An 18,418-nucleotide genomic window follows, 5' to 3' on the forward strand; every position below is an offset into this window, starting at 1 on the left:
GTAATTTAATAAAGCCGCAACGGCTTTAAAGCAGGCAAAAGTATTTTAAATTATAACAACCTGCCAGGTTCTTTAAAACTGCAGTATAAACGCAGTGCCTTCATCTTTTACACTATTCACATGAATATTGCCTTTGTGCAGCATCATTATCTGCTTGCATAAACTTAAGCCAATGCCGCTGCCGCTTTTTTTGGTGCTGAAGAAAGGAATGAAAATCTTATCGAGCACTTCGTCTTCAATACCGCTGCCGTTATCAATAACTTTTACCGCAACGCGGTTATGATCGCCACGGCTTGCGGTAAGAATAATTTTTGGTTCCGGTGTTTCTTTCACCGCTTCCATAGCATTCAGTAAAAGATTAATGAGCACCTGTTCAATTAAGTTAATATCTGCCTCTACCTGCAGTTCCGGGTCTTTTAAAATTATTTCAAGGTCAATATTCTTTTGCTGCAATGTTGGCTGCATTAAACGATGTTGCGTTTTAAATAAATCCTTCACATAAAACTTTTGCAAATTGGGCGCCGTTATCATGTTCAGGTTACGGTAGGTTTGCGCAAACTTCAATAAACCTTCGCTCCTGCGTTTAATGGTTTCCATGCCAAGTGAAAGATCTTCAAGTGTGCCCGTTTCATCATCTATTAATTCACTTGAATGTTGCAGCCTGTTTTTTAATGTATCGGCCAGCGATGAAATGGGCGCAACAGAGTTCATTATTTCATGCGTCATTACACGCAATAATTTTTGCCAGGCTTTGCTTTCTGTTTCATCCAGCGCTTCATTCACATTTTGAAATGCAATGAGCTTATACCTTTTATTATTGGTTTGAAAAGCAGTTGCCGAAACAAGTATTTTAAGCGCGTTCCTGTCAATATGAATATCGGTAATAGCACTATCCCCGGGTTTAAGATCCACCACCTGTGCACACAAAACCGCGTCGCGCTTGTCCAGGGATTGGATAGTTTTTAAATAAGGGATCTTTAAAAGTTTTTTCAGCGATTCATTCATCCACATTACGTTACCTGTTTCTATTTCATAAGAGAGGATGCCTGTATCCACCAGTTCCAGTATCTTTTGTAAATATTGATATTGCGTTTCCCGCTCATGGCTGATGAGCTTGAATGCTGAATTAATATCATTAAAACCCTGCCGCAGGTTCTGCACCTCAGCAGGCGCATGCTTTACATCAAAATGCCTTGAAAAATCCCTGTACTGAACGCCCTCCACAAACTGCTGTACTTCAATCTGCGATTTTTTCAAGAATTCATACAACCCATAAGATACGTAAGCCGCACCCAGCAGCACAATAAAGCCAAACAAAAATTGTGACTGCAACAGCAGGTAACAGGCTGCAAATATGAATGCTGAAAGCAGCGAAATGCGGATGATTAACCTTAATCCCGGTCTGTTATATATCATATTTACTTAGCCTCCTGTATAATGCTGTTCTTGTTAAACCCAATTCTTTAGCTGCCTTTGTAATATTGCCATTATGTTTTTCAATAACATGCAGAATTGTATTTTTTTCTATGGTGCTTAATTTATTATCATCATGCTCCGGTGTTTGCGTTATGGCGCTTTCTATGGGTGAGAAAAGCAGGTCTCTTTCTGTAAGCACTTCGCCATCGCTCATAATTATAGCGCGTTCCATGGTATATTGAAGTTCGCGCACATTGCCGGGGAAAGGATACTTCATTAGTTTTTCCAGCGCTGATTTATCTAATTCAATGGCAGCTTTCCTGTATTTGGCTGCATATTGTTTGGCAAAATGTTTGGCCAGTAAAATAATATCTTCTTTGCGCTGGCGCAAAGGTGGCAATGTTATTTCAACGGTGTTGATGCGATAGATCAAATCTTTCCTGAAACGGTTTTCATTTGCCAATTCCTGCAGCGGAACATTGGTAGCACATATCAGCCTTATATCTACAGGAATGGGCTGGTTTGTTCCCAAACGGGTAACCTGCCTGTTTTGCAAAACGGTTAGCAGTTTAGCCTGCTGCTGCAAGCTTATGTTGCCTATTTCATCCAAAAACAATGTGCCGCCGTTGGCTGCTTCAATGCGGCCAATACGGTCTTCCCGCGCATCGGTAAAAGCACCTTTTTTGTGACCGAACAATTCGCTTTCAAATAAGGTTTCGGTTAAGGCGCCCACATCCACTTTTATAAATGGCTGTTTGGCCCTTAACGATTTTTGATGAATAGCTTTTGCCGTTAAATCTTTACCGGTACCGTTCTCTCCCAAAATTAAAATATTGGCATCGGTGGGCGCTATTTTTTCAATCTTGAAAAAAATATTCTTCATGGCCTCGCTTTCAGCGAGCAGTTCTGTGCCAATTAAACTTTCTGCGCCTTCTTTATTAGCGGCTTCACCCGCGGCGCGTTTGGTTTTTTTAATGATGTCTGAAATGTTTGATATCAGCTTTTCATTATGCCAGGGTTTTAAAATAAAATCTGAAGCGCCTTCTTTTAATGAACGAACCGCAAGGTCTATATCTCCGTAAGCTGTTATCATGATAACGCAAACTTCTTTGTTCAGTTCCTTAATTCTTTTAAGCCAATAAATGCCTTCATTGCCGGTGTTAATGGATGACTTAAAATTCATGTCGAGCAATACGAGGTCGAAAGTGTTTTCTCTTAAAAGGGCCGGAAGGTTTTCAGGGTTCTTTTCTGTTACCACCTTTTTCACTTCTGTTTTTAATAATAGCCTCACCGCAATTAAAACATCCGGGTCATCGTCAATTACAAGTATAGATGTATTTTTCAAGCTCATTTTCCTGGTGCAATTTTTAAATTAATTAAAGTAGGGACTGTAAAAATTTATTTTACTGCGGCATTTAAAACATTTGGCATACCACAACGCTAAAATATTGGTTTTTAACTACTGACTGATTTTTAGCGATTTTTTGCCTGTATCAAAACCGGACAGTTTTTGTGTCACAAGCGAACAACAGCTTTAAAACAGTTTGGTGTAAGGTGTTGTTTTTCAACGGGATTTTAAAATTGGCACTTCGCTTTCTTTGCTATTGGCACAAAGATTTTTTATGCAACCTAAAAAAGAAAATTATTGGTTTATGTTCAGGTGGCTATTGTTGCTGAATGTGGTTTTAATAACTGCCATTGTGCTGGCGCACCCGGCTAAAAATAATACCGTGAAAAACGATGAGCCTTGTTGCAATTCAAAAAAAATAAAGGCTGAAGTGCTTAATGCAATAACCGTAAGATTAATGTAATAAAATAATTTTTAAAGTGGACAGAGTTATACAAAAGAAAAAATGGACAACGAAGAGAATTCTCACCATTGCGGGAATTGCAGCCATTGTACTATTAATTGCAGGCAGCATTTATTTTACCAGCGGCGGCAATAAATTAAATGTTGACACAGAACGCATTACTATAAGCGAGGTTACTAAAGGCAAGTTTCAGGAAAATATACCGGTTAATGGCGTGGTGCTGCCACAAACAACTATTTATTTGGACGCAGTTGAAGGCGGCCGCGTTGAAGAGAAATATGTGGACGACGGCGCCATGATGAAGAAAGGCGAACCTATTCTGCGTTTATCCAACACCGATTTGATGATGAACATGATGACCCAGCAAAACCAGGTGTATAATACCTTAACCCAAATGCAGATTAACAATAATGCGGCTCTCCAAAATACAGTGGGCAAACAAACGGCCATGGCTGATGTGGAAAGCCAGTTTAAAGAAGCCGAACGCATTTATAACCTGAATAAAGACCTGTATGCTAAAAAAGCAATAGGCTACCAGGAATATAAGAAATCGGAAAATGATTATAATTATTACCTGCAAAAGAAAAGGCTTTCCGAACAGATATTACAGCAGGATTCTGCTTACAGGCAGCAACAGGCAAAACAAGACAGGCAATCTTACCAGGGCTCGCAGGAAGCTTTGGAAATAATGCAAAAAAAGGTGGGCGATTTAATTGTGCGTGCCCCGGTTGATGGTCAGTTAACATCTCTCGATGCAGAAGTGGGCCAGAATAAAAACAAGGGCGAACGTTTGGGGCAAATAGATGTAATGGGCGGTTATAAAGTGCGTGTGGATGTGGACGAACATTATATTTCGAGGATTTATACCGGCCTGCGCGGCACCTTCACTTTTGCTGACAGCAATTATGTGCTTGAAATAAAGAAAGTTTATACACAGGTAACGAATGGCCGCTTCCAGGTGGATATGGAATTTGTGGGCAAAGTGCCAAAGGGCATTCGCCGCGGCCAGACCCTGCAGATATTACTGGCATTAAGCGATGAACGCACAGCAATACTGCTGCCACAAGGCGGCTTCTACCAGCAAACCGGCGGCAACTGGATATTTAAAGTGAGTGAGGATGGCAGCAGGGCTTACCGCGTGGACATTCAGTTAGGCAATAAAAACACAGACTATTATGAAGTGTTAAGCGGTTTACAGCCCGGCGACAAAGTGGTTACATCAAGCTATGAGAATTATGGCACAGATATGCAGGAGCTGGTGCTGAAGGGGAAATAGCTTGGGGCTGCGAGGTATGGGGTTTCAGGTATGGGGTTTCAGGTAGACGACATTCTTTCAATAAAGGCATAGATCATTTTTCTGATAGTAATAATCTCTTGCTGAAGTTCTTTGAATAGATTTTCAGGAATATAGTTTAAATCTTTCGACAGGATGAATTGATATTCTAACTCTGAACACGAACCTGCTGCAATGAATAAATATCGCTTCATTTCAGCGTTTGAACTTTTGCCGCATCCTTCTGCTATATTAGTTGGAATAGAAGATGAAGATCGGCGCATTTGTGAGGTAAGTGTATAAATTTCCTGTTGCGGAAAAGAAGCCGTGATTGTATAAACTGTAAGAGTGAGTTGATGACTTCTTTGCCAAATATTAAGTTCCTGGAAATCTCTCATAATGACGTAAGTTAATTATTTGTATATTATACAACCAAAGTCAGAAGCTGGCTGAAACCTCATGCCTGAAACCTGACACCAAATAAAAAACAACCAAACATGATAAAGATTTCAGATCTCGAAAAAGTTTATCGCACCGAAGAAGTAGAAACCGTTGCGCTGAATAAATTATCCTTCGAAGTAAAGGATGGAGAATTTGTTGCCGTAATGGGCCCGTCCGGCTGCGGAAAATCTACGCTGCTTAACATTCTTGGCCTGCTCGATGATCCTGATGCCGGCAGCTTTTTATTTAACCAGATTGAAGTGGCACATTTTAATGAACGCAAACGCGCCGACCTGCGCAAGCACAACATCGGCTTCGTATTCCAGAGCTTTAATTTGATTGACGAATTAACCGTATTTGAAAACGTTGAATTGCCATTGATTTATACCGGCGTTAAAACTGCAGAAAGAAAAAAACGTGTGGAAGAAGTGCTGGATAAAGTACAGATCATGCACCGCCGCAACCACTATCCGCAGCAATTATCGGGTGGCCAGCAGCAGCGTGTGGCCGTAGCAAGGGCTGTTGTAAACCATCCCAAATTAATATTGGCAGATGAACCTACCGGTAATCTCGATTCTAATAATGGTAACGAAGTAATGCAACTGCTTACGGAATTAAATGAGCAAGGCACTACCATCGTAATGGTTACGCACAGCGAGCACGATGCACGTTACAGCCACCGCATCATCCGCATGCTGGACGGACAAACGGTTACGGAGAATATATTGATATAGCCTTCAGCAGTCAGCTATCAGCAATATGTCTTACTGAAGGCTGTTTCTGGTTGCAGAAAGCTTGTGTTTATATCAGCCATCATCATATCAGAAATTAATTGCCATGTTCAGAAACTATTTTAAAATAGCCTGGCGCAATTTATGGCGCAGCAAAGGTTTTACGGTTATTAATATCCTTGGGCTTACCATTGGTATTACCTGCACTATACTTATTTTATTGTGGGTGCAGAATGAACTTACATACGATAAGTTTCAAAAGAACTATAATAATATTTACCAGGTAATTGCCAACCGTGATTTTAATAACCAGGTTTTTACTGACAGAAACATGGCGCTGCCGCTTGCTGATGCACTTGAAAAAAACCTGTCGCAGATAAAACATGCTGTAGTCACTACACACCGTCAGCAAAACCTGCTTGCATATAACAACAATAAAATAAAGAAAGAGGGTTACTATGTAAGCGATCATTTTTTTGATATTTTTTCATGGCACTTTGTAAAAGGCAATGCTGCAGCCTTAAAAGACCCCAACTCTATTATACTTACTGAAGATGCCGCAAAGGCATTTTTCGGAGACGCTGATCCTATTAATAAACTGCTTACCATTGATAATAGCCAGTCGGTTAAAGTGGCTGCAGTAGTTAAGCAAGCTCCTGATAATTCTACTTTCCAGTTCGACTGGATAATGCCTTTCAATTATAACGACCCCGGCACGAAAGCTTCTATGAATGAATGGGTAAATTCTTCATGGAATGTATTTATACAGGCAGTACCTGGCGCCGATACGGCTTTATTGAACAAGGACATCACTAAAATAAAAAGGTCGCATGGTCATGATGAAATCAGCAGCTACTTTGTTTTTCCCATGAGCCGCTGGCATTTATACAGCGATTTTGAAAACGGCAAAAACACGGGCGGCATGATTGAGTATGTTCGGTTGTTTTCTATTATTGCTGTTATTATTCTATTGATTGCCTGTATTAATTTCATGAACCTCTCTACTGCAAGAAGCGAAAAGCGTGCAAAGGAAGTTGGCATAAGGAAAACCCTGGGCTCAAACAGGAAACAATTAATTTCCCAATTTTACTGCGAGTCATTTATTTTAACACTGATTGCCTTTGTTCTTGCAATTATTGCCGTTGTTTTATTGCTGCCATCATTCAACTTAATGGTTGATAAACATCTTTCTTTAAATATAATGCAGCCTTCATTCTGGATAACGGCTTTTAGTATTGTTTTGCTTACGGCATTTGTTGCCGGCAATTATCCTGCATTGTATCTTTCTTCATTCAATCCTGTAAAAGTTTTAAAAGGAACAATTATTTCCGGTAAAAAAACAATCTTGCCAAGGCATATACTCGTTGTCTCCCAGTTTGTAATTTCTATATTGCTCATATCTGCAACCATTATTGTTTACCAGCAAATACAACATACAAAAGACCGCGATATGGGTTATAATCCCAACGGCCTTGTAATGATTCCGTCCACACCCGATGTTGATAAAAACTTTACTGTTATAAAACAACAGTTACTTGCATCGGGCATTATTAGCAGCGTTACGAGAACATCATCGCCAATTACTGAAGTTTGGTGGAATACAGGAGCGCCGGACTATGATGGGAAACCTGCAAATACAAATATTATTATGGGTGGATTAGCCACTGATGTAGATTTTGCAAAAACGATGAATGTAAAATTATTGCAGGGGCACGATTTTACGGGCACTCCCTCCGATTCAACCTCTATGATGTTGAACAAAGCGGCAGTAGATGCAATGAAGCTGAAAAACCCGGTTGGCATGCAAATGCGCTATGGCAAAACCTATACGGTAATTGGCGTAACTGATAACGTAATTATGACATCACCGTTTGAACCGGCGTATCCAATGCTAATGGTTTATGATGGAAGCAGCTCCGGCATGGCTACAATGCGTATAAAAAGCGGCGTGCCTGCACAAAAGGCAATTACATTGTTAGAAGTAGTGTTCAAAAAATATAACCCGTCAGTACCTTTTGAATACCAGTTTGTGGACCAGGAGTTTCAAAAGAAATTTATAACTGAAGAATTAATCGGAAAGCTCACGAATATTTTTTCTGTACTGGCAATTTTTATTTGCTGTCTTGGCCTTGCAGGGCTGGCCTCGTTTACCATAGAAAAACGTTTCCGCGAAATAGGCGTACGCAAAGTGCTTGGGGCAAGCGTTCAGCAATTGCTGGTTCTTATTTCAAAAGAGTTTTTAAAGCTTGTTGTAATTGCTTTTATAATTGCCGCACCACTTACCTATTGGCTAATGAACAACTGGCTGCATAATTATAATTATCGCATTACTATACACCTGTGGCTTTTTGCTGTTGTAGGAGTTGCTATGCTAATATTAACCTTAATTGTGGTGAGCTTAAATACAATAAAAGCTGCAATAACTAACCCTGTAAAGAGTTTGAGAACGGAATAAACCGGTCAACGGTCAACGGTAATCCTGGCATCAAAAAATCAGAAACGACTAAAAATGCTAAACAACTTTTTTAAAATCGCATTCAGGAACCTTTGGAAAAATAAAGGCTTTTCATTTATCAATATTGCCGGGCTTGCAGTGGGCATGGCCAGCGCCATCCTCATTTTATTATGGATACAAAATGAAATGAGCCATGATAAATTCTATGCAAAATCAGACAGGATTTATACCCTTAATAACCGCGATAAATTTAATGGCGAATTATGGGCATGGAACTCAACCCCGAAAATTTTAGCGCCTACTATAAAACATGAATTTCCAGATGTGGAAGAAGCGGTGCGTTATAACGATGCTACTTTTTTGTTTACGGTGGGCGAAAAACATTTGAATGTAGCCGGCGGCTTTAGCGATTCGGGTTTCTTCCGTGTATTTGATTTTCCTTTTATAAAAGGCAATCCTAATACGGCTTTGGATAAAATAAACAGCATTGTTATTACAGAAGATCTTTCCAAAAAACTATTTGGCAACGATGATGCTTTGGGCAAGGTTATTAAAATTGACAGCGCTGATTATTTTACCGTAACCGGTGTTTTAAAAAGCCTGCCGAATAATACAATTTTTGGTTTTGAATATTTATTGCCCTGGTCTTACATGAAAAAAATTGGATGGGATGATGAATACTGGGGCAATAATTCCGTAAGAAGTTATGTGCTGCTTAAGCCCAACGTAAAGCAGGCTGACTTTGACAGGAAGATAAAAAATGTAACCATCGATCATACTAAAAATGGCGAAGACCCTTCTACCACGCAGGTGTTTACGCAATTGTTCAGGGACCGCTGGCTATATTCCAAATCAGTAAACGGCCAGTATGTTGGCGGCCGCATTGAAACCGTAAAACTCTTCTTCATAATTGCTGCATTCATTCTTTTAATTGCCTGCATCAACTTTATGAATTTAAGCACGGCGCGCAGTGAAAAGCGTGCAAAAGAAGTAGGCATACGCAAGGTGGCTGGCGCGTATAAATCATCGCTGGTAAGCCAGTTCATCGGCGAAAGCATATTGCTTGCTTTTCTTGCCTTCCTGTTAGCAATTATAATTGTTGAAATAAGTTTACCAGGCTTCAACCACCTGGTTGATAAAAAACTTTACATCGATTTTGGTAATCCTTCTTTCTGGTTGTTTGCCATCGGCTTTGTTGTATTTACCGGCGTACTGGCAGGCAGCTACCCTGCATTTTATCTTTCTTCATTCAAACCGGTAAGTGTATTAAAAGGCACTTTCAAAGCAAGCCATGCATTGGTAACGCCAAGAAAAGTATTGGTTGTTTTGCAGTTCACTTTTGCCATAGCATTAATAATATGCACCATTATTGTTGGCAGGCAGATTAATTATGCGCAAGCACGCGATGCAGGTTATGTGCGTGATAAACTGGTGTACACTTACATACAGGGCGATGTGAACAGGCATTATGATTTAATAAGAAATGATTTGCTGGGCAGCGGCGCCGCTGTAGCCGTTACAAAATCTATGAGCCCCATCACACAGCGCTGGAGCGATAGCTGGGGCTGGGAATGGGATGGCTCTACAGGCGCAGATGATAAAACAGATTTTGTGATGATGGCCGCCGATGCAGATTTTGCAAAAACGATGGGCATTAAATTGGTGGAAGGCAGGGATATAGATGTATATAAATATGCCACTGATTCCACTGCCGCATTGCTTAATGAATCTGCGGTTAAAATAATGCGCTTAAAACATCCGGTAGGCGCTGTAATTAAAGGCCAGGGCGTTGACTGGCATGTGGTAGGCGTTATGAAAGATTTTATTTATGAATCGCCTTATGAAAAGGTAAACCAGTTAATTGTGATGGGCCCTAAATCGTGGTTTAATATCATTCATTTTAAATTGAACCCTGCTAATTCAACAGAGAAAAACCTAAAGCTTGCAGAAGGTGTATTTAAAAAATATAACCCGCAATATCCTGCAACATTCAACTTTGCCGATGAAGGATATGCTTTAAAATTCCAGGAAGAAAAACGTATTGGTACATTGGCGGCTTTATTTGCTGCATTAACCATTTTCATTTCATGCCTGGGCTTATTCGGGCTGGCTACTTACATGGCAGAAAACCGTATAAAAGAAATTGGCGTGCGCAAGGTATTAGGCGCATCTGTAGCAAGCATCACCACTTTATTATCCAAAGATTTTTTGAAGCTGGTAATTATTTCTATTGTTATAGCCACACCGGTTGCATGGTGGGCCATGTATGAATGGCTGAGCAATTACACCTATAAAATTGGCATTGAATGGTGGGTATTTATTGCAGCAGGTTTATTATCGGTTGCCATTGCATTGCTCACGGTAAGCTACCAGGCAATAAAAGCAGCAATTGCAAATCCATCAAAATCGCTGCGTACAGAGTAGTAAAAAAAGAAGCGTATAGCTTCCCGTAAAATTAAAATTCAAAATAGTCGTCCCGCCTTGACTTTTGATTTTTGATTTACAATTTAAAACTGCCTTTATGTTTAAAAACTATCTCACGATTGCATGGCGCAACTTAAAGCGCAATAAAATTTATGCTTTTATCAACATTGCTGGTTTAAGCATTGGCCTGGCCTGCGCCATGCTTATTTTATTGTATGTAAAAGATGAAGTAAGCTTTGACAGGTTTCATAATAATGTTGGTAATATTTATCGCATCGTATCAAAAAACAAGTATAACGGCCAGGAATATAAAAGCACCAATACGGGCTTTTTGCAAGGCTCGCGCTTTACACAAAATGTGCCTGGCATAAAAACGTTTGTGCGTGTGCAAAGCGGGGCTGAAGATATAAAAACCGGCACCGATGTGCAATCGCAGGACCTGCTGTATGTTGATTCAAGCTTCTTTAATGTATTTACGTTTCCGTTAATTGCCGGCAACCCGCAAACCTGTTTAAAAGAGCCGCGTTCCATTGTAATAAGTGAGGATATGGCGAAGAAACAATTTGGCACAACAGATGCCGTTGGCAAAGTAATAATGATTAAGGAAGACAGCGCTTTTCAGCCGTATAAAGTAACTGCCGTTGCCAGGCGCAGCCCGCAAAATTCATCCATTCGCTTTGAAGCGTTATTGCCTTTTAAAGAATCGGCGGACGATGCAAGGAACAATGACAACTGGTATAACTTCTTTTTGAACACATTTGTGGTGCTGCAACCCAGTGCCAATCTTAATACAGTAAATACGGAAATACAAAAGTTTTACGTTCGCGATGCCGGCCAGACTTTTAAGGAAATGACAGAAAAATATGGCGGTGGCGGCACCATGGGCGAATATTTTTTGCAGCCCTATATTGATATACACATGAACCCTGAACTGGGCGCGCAGAATGGAATGGTTAACGGCAGCAACCCAACATACGCTTATATTCTTTCAGGTATTGCCTTATTTGTGTTATTGATTGCATGCATCAATTTCATTAATCTTACGGTAGCGCGTTCAGTAAAGCGCGCAAAAGAAATTGGTATAAGAAAAGTGGTGGGCGGCGAAAGAAAGCAACTCATTCTGCAGTTCCTGGGTGAATCATTTTTGTTGTGCACCATTTCCTTTTTAATGGCCATCTGGCTGGTAATATTGGTATTGCCATTATTCAATAATCTTGCTAACAAAGCGCTTGCCATCAGCTATTTGCTTGATGCAAAACTGGTAGGCGGTTATATAATTCTTTATTTGCTTACAGGCATTTTAGCGGGCTTTTACCCTGCCCTGGTTTTATCGGGTTATAAACCGGTGGATACTTTATATAGCCGCTTTAATATTAAAGGCAAAAACTATTTACAAAAGTCGCTTGTTGTGTTGCAGTTTACGCTGGCGTCGTTCCTCATTATTGCCACATTTACTATTTATACGCAGTTTAATTATTTAACTACGGAAGATTTGGGTTATGATGACAGCAACCTTGTAATACTGCATAAAGACAGGCTTAAACATACGGATGCGGCTTTGTTTAAAAATGAGTTGCTGAAAAATTCAAACATACTTGGCGTTAGCGCAAAAAACGGCGGGCAATGGGGAACGGCTGCAAGAAACGCTATTGATACTACCATTCAATTTGCTTATGAAACGGTGGATGAGCATTACATTCCTTTATTAAAAATTCCATTGTTGCAGGGCCGTAATTTTTCTAAAGATTTTCCGGCAGATTCCACCCAATCTGTTATCGTAAATGAATCTTTTGTAAAGAAAGCCGGATGGAAAACGCCTATCGGGCAAACCGTAAACTTCTGGTACAACAACAATGAAACTTATACAGTAATTGGCGTGGTAAAAGATTATCATTTTGCCTCGCTTAATCAAAAAATAGGGCCGCAACTGTTTACTATGAAGAATGATAATATGTACGGCGATTATTATGTAAAGATTAAACCCGGTTCGGCAACAGCAAGCTTAAAATGGTTACGCAGTAAGTTTAAAGAATTTTACCCGCTAAGCCCATATACCTATAAATTTAAAGATGATGATAACAAGCGTGCCTACGATGATGTTGCCAAATGGAAACAGATAATGTTATTCAGCGCATTCCTTACCATATTTATTTCCTGCATTGGTTTATTTGGATTAAGCGTATTGTCGGCCGAAAAACGTACAAAAGAAATTGGTATAAGAAAAGTATTGGGCGCATCTGTAAATAACGTAGCTGCCATTCTTTCAAAAGATTTTTTAAAGCTGGTAGCCATTGCATTAATTGTTGCTGTTCCTGCGGCATATATGGCCGGTGATAAATGGCTGCAGAATTATCCTTACCGTATTACACAAAGCTGGTGGTTGTTTGCAGGCGCCGCGTTGCTTGTAATAATGATAGCATTAATAACGGTAAGTTTCCAGGCCATAAAAGCGGCGATGGCTAACCCGGTGAAGAGCCTGCGGACAGAATGATAGGATCGTCGGAGATGATAGAATAAAATTGCAAGGCGAAAACGCCTCGCAGAGCAGATTATAAGGATTGCACAACCAGTGAACTGAAGGTATTGAAAGATTTAAAGCTAACCTATGTTATGGATATTGCTGATGGCAAGATTACTGGCTGTTATCCGGGATAATAAAAAACATAGAAAAACACCAAATATATTTTCCATGCTTAGTAATTATATTAAAACCACCGTTCGCAACCTGCGGCGCAATAAAGTAAACACGCTGATAAATATTACAGGGCTTACAGTAAGCATAGCCTGTTGTATTGTTGTATATGTATTTATAAAGAATGAAAAGACATTCGATAATTTTCATTCCAAAGCCAGCCGCACGTACAGGATTGTATTTGATGATAAAACCGGTAATAATATTGAACATGGTGGTTATGTAAGCTTTCCTGTTGCAAAAGCGCTGCGTATCGATTTTCCGCAACTGGAAAATGTTACACAGGTATATGTACGCAACTATGGCGTAATTCAGATTCCATCTGCAAACGATACACGTAAATTATTTGATGAGCAGGAAATAACGTATGCCGACGAATATTTCTTCAAAACCTTCGATTTTCAATTGCTCGCAGGCAATAAGGATAATATTTTAAAATCCCCGGATGAAGTAGTGCTTACAAAAAGGCTTGCTGATAAATTTTTCGGAAAAGAATATGCGGATGCATATAACAGGGTTATTGGTAAAACCATCATCATCAATAAAAAGCCTTACCGTATTTCTGGCGTGCTGAAAGATATGCCGCGTAACAGCAACATTGCCTGCAATATGCTACTGCCATTTAAAGATTTTGAAAGGAATAATGCTGCCACCATGCAGAATTGGATCGACACCTATTCTGAACATTACGTGTTTGTAACGCTGCCTGAAAATTATACCCCGCAACAATTTGATAAAGCGCTTATTGGTTTCAAAAATAAACACCTGCCGGGTGAATATGCAAAGCGTATAACCTGGCATCCGCAGCTATTAACAAAAGTGCATACAGATGAAATGTATGGCGGCACTTATTATGCCACACCGTCTGTTTTAATTATAGCATTTATAACAATGGGCATAATTGTATTGCTTACAGCGTGTATTAATTTCATTAACCTGGCAACCGTGCAATCTTTAAAACGTGCAAAGGAGGTTGGTATAAGAAAAACGCTGGGCAGCAGGAAATACCAGCTCAGGCTGCAGTTTATGATTGAAACTTTTGTGCTTGTATTAATGGCATCAGCTTTTGCCGTGCTGCTGGCCAATTGGTTCCTGCAGCAGTTCAACCAATACCTTTTGTTTATTGTTGATCTTGGTTTGCATATTGATTTCAGCATTATTTTATTTCTTGCTATACTTGGTTTGATTATTACATTTTTTGCGGGATATTATCCTGCAAAAGTTTTATCGGGCTATGAACCGGCGAAAGCATTAAAGGGCGGCATACAAGCAAAATATACAAGTTTTAAAAGCAGGTTCTCCCTGCGCAAAGTATTGGTGGTAACGCAGTTTGTGGTAACGCAATTACTCATCATCGGCACTATAGTAGTTGCATCGCAAATAAAATATTTTTACAGTAAGGATTTGGGTTACGACAAAACAGGCGTATTAAACGTTGAAATGCCTGGCAATGATGAACAGAAGCTGGAACTTTTCAGGCAAACAATTGTGCGTAACGCTAACGTGCGTGACGTGTCGTTTAGTTCGGGCCCGCCAACATCTGCCGGTAACGGCTTTGGAAATATACGCTTGCCGGAAGCGCCTGCGGCAGATAATATTACTATGGAAAGAAAATTTACAGATAACAATTATCTTAAAACATATAAAATTCAATTGCTGGCAGGCAGGGATTTGTGGGAGAATGATAAGGTAACCTTAAGCGACAGTGCTGCCCGCTATAATATTTTAATCAATAATAAAGCTGTTACAGCATTAGGGTTTGCTTCGCCTGAAAAAGCTATAGGTAAAAATATAATTATTAATGACAGGGATGTGGCAACCATTGTTGGAGTTACGAAAGATTTTAATAATGCTGCTTTGCAAAATGAAGTCGCTCCCTGCGTGTTGTTTTATGGCACTAACTGGGTTAGCACAGCAGGTATAAGAATGAACAGGATAAATGATGCTGCAACAAATGATTTCATTCAGAAAGCCTGGGAAGCGGTTTATCCTGACAATATCTATAAATCAATGCCGCTTGATGAATATATGCATAAAAAGGCGTTCTATGTATTGGAAGATATAATGTACAAAGGATTTAAGATTTTTGTTGTGCTTTCCATTATTATCGGCTGCATGGGTTTGTATGGATTGATTGGTTTCCTGGCTGTACAGCGGCAAAAAGAAATAAGCATACGTAAAGTGCTGGGCGCTTCTGCCAAAAAGATTGTTTATATGTTTTCAATAGAATTTTTATGGCTGATAGGCATTGCATTTTTGGTGGCTGCACCACTTGGCTACCTGGCTATGACGTCGTGGCTGCAAGGCTTTGCCTACAGGATAAACTTAAGCCCCGTTTATTTTATAGCAGCCTTTCTTATCTCATTACTCATTGCAACGTTTACGGTAAGCTTTCAATCAATAAAGGCGGCGGTGGCAAACCCTGTGAAGAGTTTACGGAATGAATGAACCGGGCGTGAAGGTTCCGGGGCCGTTTTACTGTCCGCTCATAAGATTGCAACCGTACGGTATCGCACAGTTTTTATGCCGAATTGTATTTCAACTGATTGAAAATTAATTCTTTATCCCTTGGCACAGCTGTTGAAAGCTGAATAAGACTGTTTGGGAAATTTCATACCGGACAGTAATCAGCAAATCCCAACATCATGCTACAGCATTATTTCCCTGTGCGACACTTCGTAAGGACTGCCTGGCGAAACCTTGCCCGCAACAAGGTTTATTCATTCATCAATATTACAGGTATTGCTATTGGCCTTGCCACTTTTTGGCTAATTGCTTTATACGTGGGTGATGAACTGAGTTACGACCACCCGTTTACCAATGCTGACCGTATTTACCGCATAGCACAACATGCCAATTGGGAAGGCGGCAGCATGAACCTTGCTTTAAACCCGCCGCCACTTGCCCCTGCCCTGGCAGAAAAATTTCCGGAGGTTGAACAGGTTGTACGCATAGATGCTGAAGGCGGCGGCGTTATAAAATTTAATAAAGAAGCTCTTAAACAAAACGATATTTTCTTTGCCGATAACAGCTTCTTTAAAATATTCGATTATACATTTTTATATGGCAATGCAGCTTCTGCTTTGTCTCAGCCTAATTCAACAGTTATAACAGAAAGCCTCGCCAAAAAAATATTTGGGGATGTATCCGGAGCCTATAATCAAACTATCTATTTCGACGATAGCGGGCCTGTAAAAATTACGGGTGTTATAAAAGATGTTCCGCAGAATTCACACCTGCAGTTCAGCGGCGCCCGCTCTATGTATGCTATTCCAAACGATCAGAACACCTGGCAAAACCTTTACATGTATGATTATATTCTTTTAAAGAAAGGCGTTGATGTAAATGCGTTTGAAAAAAAGCTGAATGCTTTTGGCATGCAGACGATTGCCAAAGAAATGGGTATTAAGGATTATCGCATGGAACTGCAGCCATTAACTTCTATTCACCTGCACTCTAACCTTCAATATGAGTTTGGCAGCAACAGCAGCATAACCCGCATATATATTTTTATAGCCATCGGTTTTTTGATACTGCTGATTGCCCTCATCAATTATATGAACCTTTCTACGGCGCGTTCATCAACCCGTGTAAAAGAAATAGGGATAAGAAAAGTTATCGGCTCATCCCGCGGCAACCTGGTCGGTTTGTTTATTGCAGAAGCTTTGCTTGTAACATTTATTGCTGCTTTTATTGCAGTCTTTATTGTTGAGGCAAGCATGCCTTTCTTCAACCAGGTATCGGGAAAACAGTTGGACCTGTGGCGCTTTGGCACATTTTATACCATTGCTTTTGTGGGGGCATTTGCATTAATCGCCGGTTTTATCAGCGGCAGTTACCCGGCATTATTTCTCTCTCACTTTAAAACTATCCCATCTTTAAAAGGCCAGTTAGGCAATATGCAAACAAGTGCGCTGCTGCGTAAATCGCTTGTAGTATTTCAATTTGTAATAGCGGTATTTCTTATAAGCGGTTCTTTTATTATTTATAAGCAAATGCAGTATGTAAATAATAAAGACCTTGGCTTTAATAAAGCGCAGGTATTAACCTTTCATATTGATGATATGAAAGTGCGCAACGAAATTCCTGCTTTAAAAAATGCATTACTTCAAAGCCCGTTTATTGAAGATGTGGCAGTTGCCGGAAATGCTATTGGCGATAACTATCTCGGTGGCCACGATTTTGCATTTGAAAAGAATGGCGCGATGCAATCATCATCCACCATGGCAAAGCAATTATATGTGGATGATGATTTTTTGAAAACAATGAACATTCAATTATTACAGGGCCGTAATTTTTCAAAAGATATGCAGACCGATCAATACGGCGCCATGCTTATTAATGAAACATTAATGAAGCAACTGGGTTATACAAATGCTATTGGAAAAAAATCTGAATTCCGGGTAAACCAGTTTGCAGATATGAGCCATCGAAATATTATAGGCGTTGTAAAAGACTTTCATTTTTCATCATTGCAGCACAAAATAGAACCGATGGTATTAATGCTGCCGCCGGCAGCAAATGAACAGGATAATCTTTATGTAAAAATTGCAAAAGGTAAAATTGCGGAAGGCCTCGGTTATCTCAAAAAAACATACACCAAATTCGACAGCCAGAATACCACCGATTTTAATTTTCTTGATGAAGCTTTTGCTAAACAATATGCTGCGGAACAAAAGCAGGAACAACTTTCATTTGTATTTACCATGCTTGCTTTTATAATAGCCTGCCTGGGTTTAACGGGCCTTGTAATGTTTACGGTGTCACAGCGCATAAAAGAAATTGGCATAAGAAAAGTGCTGGGCGCATCTGTTGGTTCGGTAACCATGATGCTGGGTAAAAGTTTTATGCAACTGGTGTTAATAGCAACTGTAATAGCCATGCCGGTTGCCTGGTTTGCCATGCATAAATGGCTGCAGGATTTTGCTTATAGAATTGATATTAAATGGTGGATGTTTTTAATACCCGGTTTGATGGCAATATGTGTGGCGCTGGTTACGGTTTGCACACAAGCGGTAAAAGCAGCTTTGGCAAACCCGGTGAAAAGCTTGAGAACAGAATGATGAGGGTGAATGATAAAGAAATAAATAATCTGTAATTAGTGATAAATAATGAGAACAATAAAATAAATAATGCGAAGTTAAAAGCCTTCAACTTGTAGCATGATAAAAAATA

General features: G+C 39.8%; 11 protein-coding genes. 8 read left to right on the plus strand and 3 right to left on the minus strand.

The genetic code is table 11. The annotated features are described in order from the left end of the window. Positions 1 to 72 precede the first annotated feature (72 nt). Complete coding sequence (locus BM015_RS10020; RefSeq protein WP_090657893.1) at positions 73 to 1,416, minus strand: sensor histidine kinase; 1,344 nt, start codon at positions 1,414 to 1,416, stop codon at positions 73 to 75. Then, complete coding sequence (locus BM015_RS10025) at positions 1,406 to 2,767, minus strand: sigma-54-dependent transcriptional regulator (RefSeq protein WP_090657895.1); 1,362 nt, start codon at positions 2,765 to 2,767, stop codon at positions 1,406 to 1,408. The genes BM015_RS10020 and BM015_RS10025 overlap by 11 nt, the downstream gene beginning before the upstream one ends. A 271-nt stretch (positions 2,768 to 3,038) precedes the next feature. On the opposite strand from BM015_RS10025, the gene BM015_RS10030 reads away from it, so the two are divergent. Continuing rightward, a complete protein-coding gene (locus BM015_RS10030; protein WP_090657897.1) occupies positions 3,039 to 3,227 on the plus strand; it encodes a hypothetical protein in 189 nt (62 codons plus the stop codon). A gap of 16 nt (positions 3,228 to 3,243) precedes the next feature. Continuing rightward, the gene (locus BM015_RS10035) at positions 3,244 to 4,503 is read left to right on the plus strand and encodes an efflux RND transporter periplasmic adaptor subunit (RefSeq protein WP_090657899.1); all 1,260 of its coding nucleotides are present in this window, start codon (positions 3,244 to 3,246) and stop codon (positions 4,501 to 4,503) included. Between the two features lie 38 nt (positions 4,504 to 4,541). Here the strand turns inward: BM015_RS10035 and BM015_RS10040 are convergent, their stop codons facing one another. Continuing rightward, entirely contained in the window at positions 4,542 to 4,898 is a 357-nt protein-coding gene (locus BM015_RS10040; RefSeq protein WP_090657901.1) for a four helix bundle protein, read from the minus strand. Positions 4,899 to 4,997: 99 nt separating this feature from the next. Here BM015_RS10040 and BM015_RS10045 point away from each other — a divergent pair, with 99 nt between their 5' ends. The 6 genes from BM015_RS10045 to BM015_RS10070 all read left to right on the plus strand — a co-directional run bounded on the left by BM015_RS10045 (position 4,998) and on the right by BM015_RS10070 (position 18,306). Further along, positions 4,998 to 5,675 (plus strand): ABC transporter ATP-binding protein, encoded by a 678-nt coding sequence (locus BM015_RS10045; RefSeq protein ID WP_090657903.1) that lies wholly within the window; start codon positions 4,998 to 5,000, stop codon positions 5,673 to 5,675. Positions 5,676 to 5,778: 103 nt separating this feature from the next. Then, positions 5,779 to 8,127: an ABC transporter permease gene (locus BM015_RS10050; RefSeq protein WP_090657905.1), complete on the plus strand. Its 2,349-nt coding sequence runs from the start codon at positions 5,779 to 5,781 to the stop codon at positions 8,125 to 8,127. A gap of 54 nt (positions 8,128 to 8,181) precedes the next feature. Beyond that, complete coding sequence (locus BM015_RS10055; protein ID WP_090657907.1) at positions 8,182 to 10,551, plus strand: ABC transporter permease; 2,370 nt, start codon at positions 8,182 to 8,184, stop codon at positions 10,549 to 10,551. A gap of 97 nt (positions 10,552 to 10,648) precedes the next feature. After that, complete coding sequence (locus BM015_RS10060; RefSeq protein WP_090657909.1) at positions 10,649 to 13,042, plus strand: ABC transporter permease; 2,394 nt, start codon at positions 10,649 to 10,651, stop codon at positions 13,040 to 13,042. A 114-nt stretch (positions 13,043 to 13,156) separates the two neighbouring features. Beyond that, the gene (locus BM015_RS10065; protein ID WP_090657911.1) at positions 13,157 to 15,691 is read left to right on the plus strand and encodes an ABC transporter permease; all 2,535 of its coding nucleotides are present in this window, start codon (positions 13,157 to 13,159) and stop codon (positions 15,689 to 15,691) included. Positions 15,692 to 15,888: 197 nt separating this feature from the next. Further along, entirely contained in the window at positions 15,889 to 18,306 is a 2,418-nt protein-coding gene (locus BM015_RS10070) for an ABC transporter permease (protein ID WP_090657913.1), read from the plus strand. The last annotated feature ends 112 nt before the right edge of the window (positions 18,307 to 18,418 follow it).

Origin of the sequence: Parafilimonas terrae (assembly GCF_900115755.1) — a bacterium.
GTDB lineage: Bacteria > Bacteroidota > Bacteroidia > Chitinophagales > Chitinophagaceae > Parafilimonas > Parafilimonas terrae.

Coding starts and splice junctions, on each gene's coding strand:
- BM015_RS10040 (WP_090657901.1), bottom strand. CDS start 4,898: ATGAGAGATTTCCAGGAACTTAATATTTGGCAAAGAAGTCATCAACTC.
- BM015_RS10020 (WP_090657893.1), bottom strand. CDS start 1,416: ATGATATATAACAGACCGGGATTAAGGTTAATCATCCGCATTTCGCTG.
- BM015_RS10060 (WP_090657909.1), top strand. CDS start 10,649: ATGTTTAAAAACTATCTCACGATTGCATGGCGCAACTTAAAGCGCAAT.
- BM015_RS10065 (WP_090657911.1), top strand. CDS start 13,157: ATGTTATGGATATTGCTGATGGCAAGATTACTGGCTGTTATCCGGGAT.
- BM015_RS10030 (WP_090657897.1), top strand. CDS start 3,039: ATGCAACCTAAAAAAGAAAATTATTGGTTTATGTTCAGGTGGCTATTG.
- BM015_RS10045 (WP_090657903.1), top strand. CDS start 4,998: ATGATAAAGATTTCAGATCTCGAAAAAGTTTATCGCACCGAAGAAGTA.
- BM015_RS10055 (WP_090657907.1), top strand. CDS start 8,182: ATGCTAAACAACTTTTTTAAAATCGCATTCAGGAACCTTTGGAAAAAT.
- BM015_RS10025 (WP_090657895.1), bottom strand. CDS start 2,767: ATGAGCTTGAAAAATACATCTATACTTGTAATTGACGATGACCCGGAT.
- BM015_RS10070 (WP_090657913.1), top strand. CDS start 15,889: ATGCTACAGCATTATTTCCCTGTGCGACACTTCGTAAGGACTGCCTGG.
- BM015_RS10050 (WP_090657905.1), top strand. CDS start 5,779: ATGTTCAGAAACTATTTTAAAATAGCCTGGCGCAATTTATGGCGCAGC.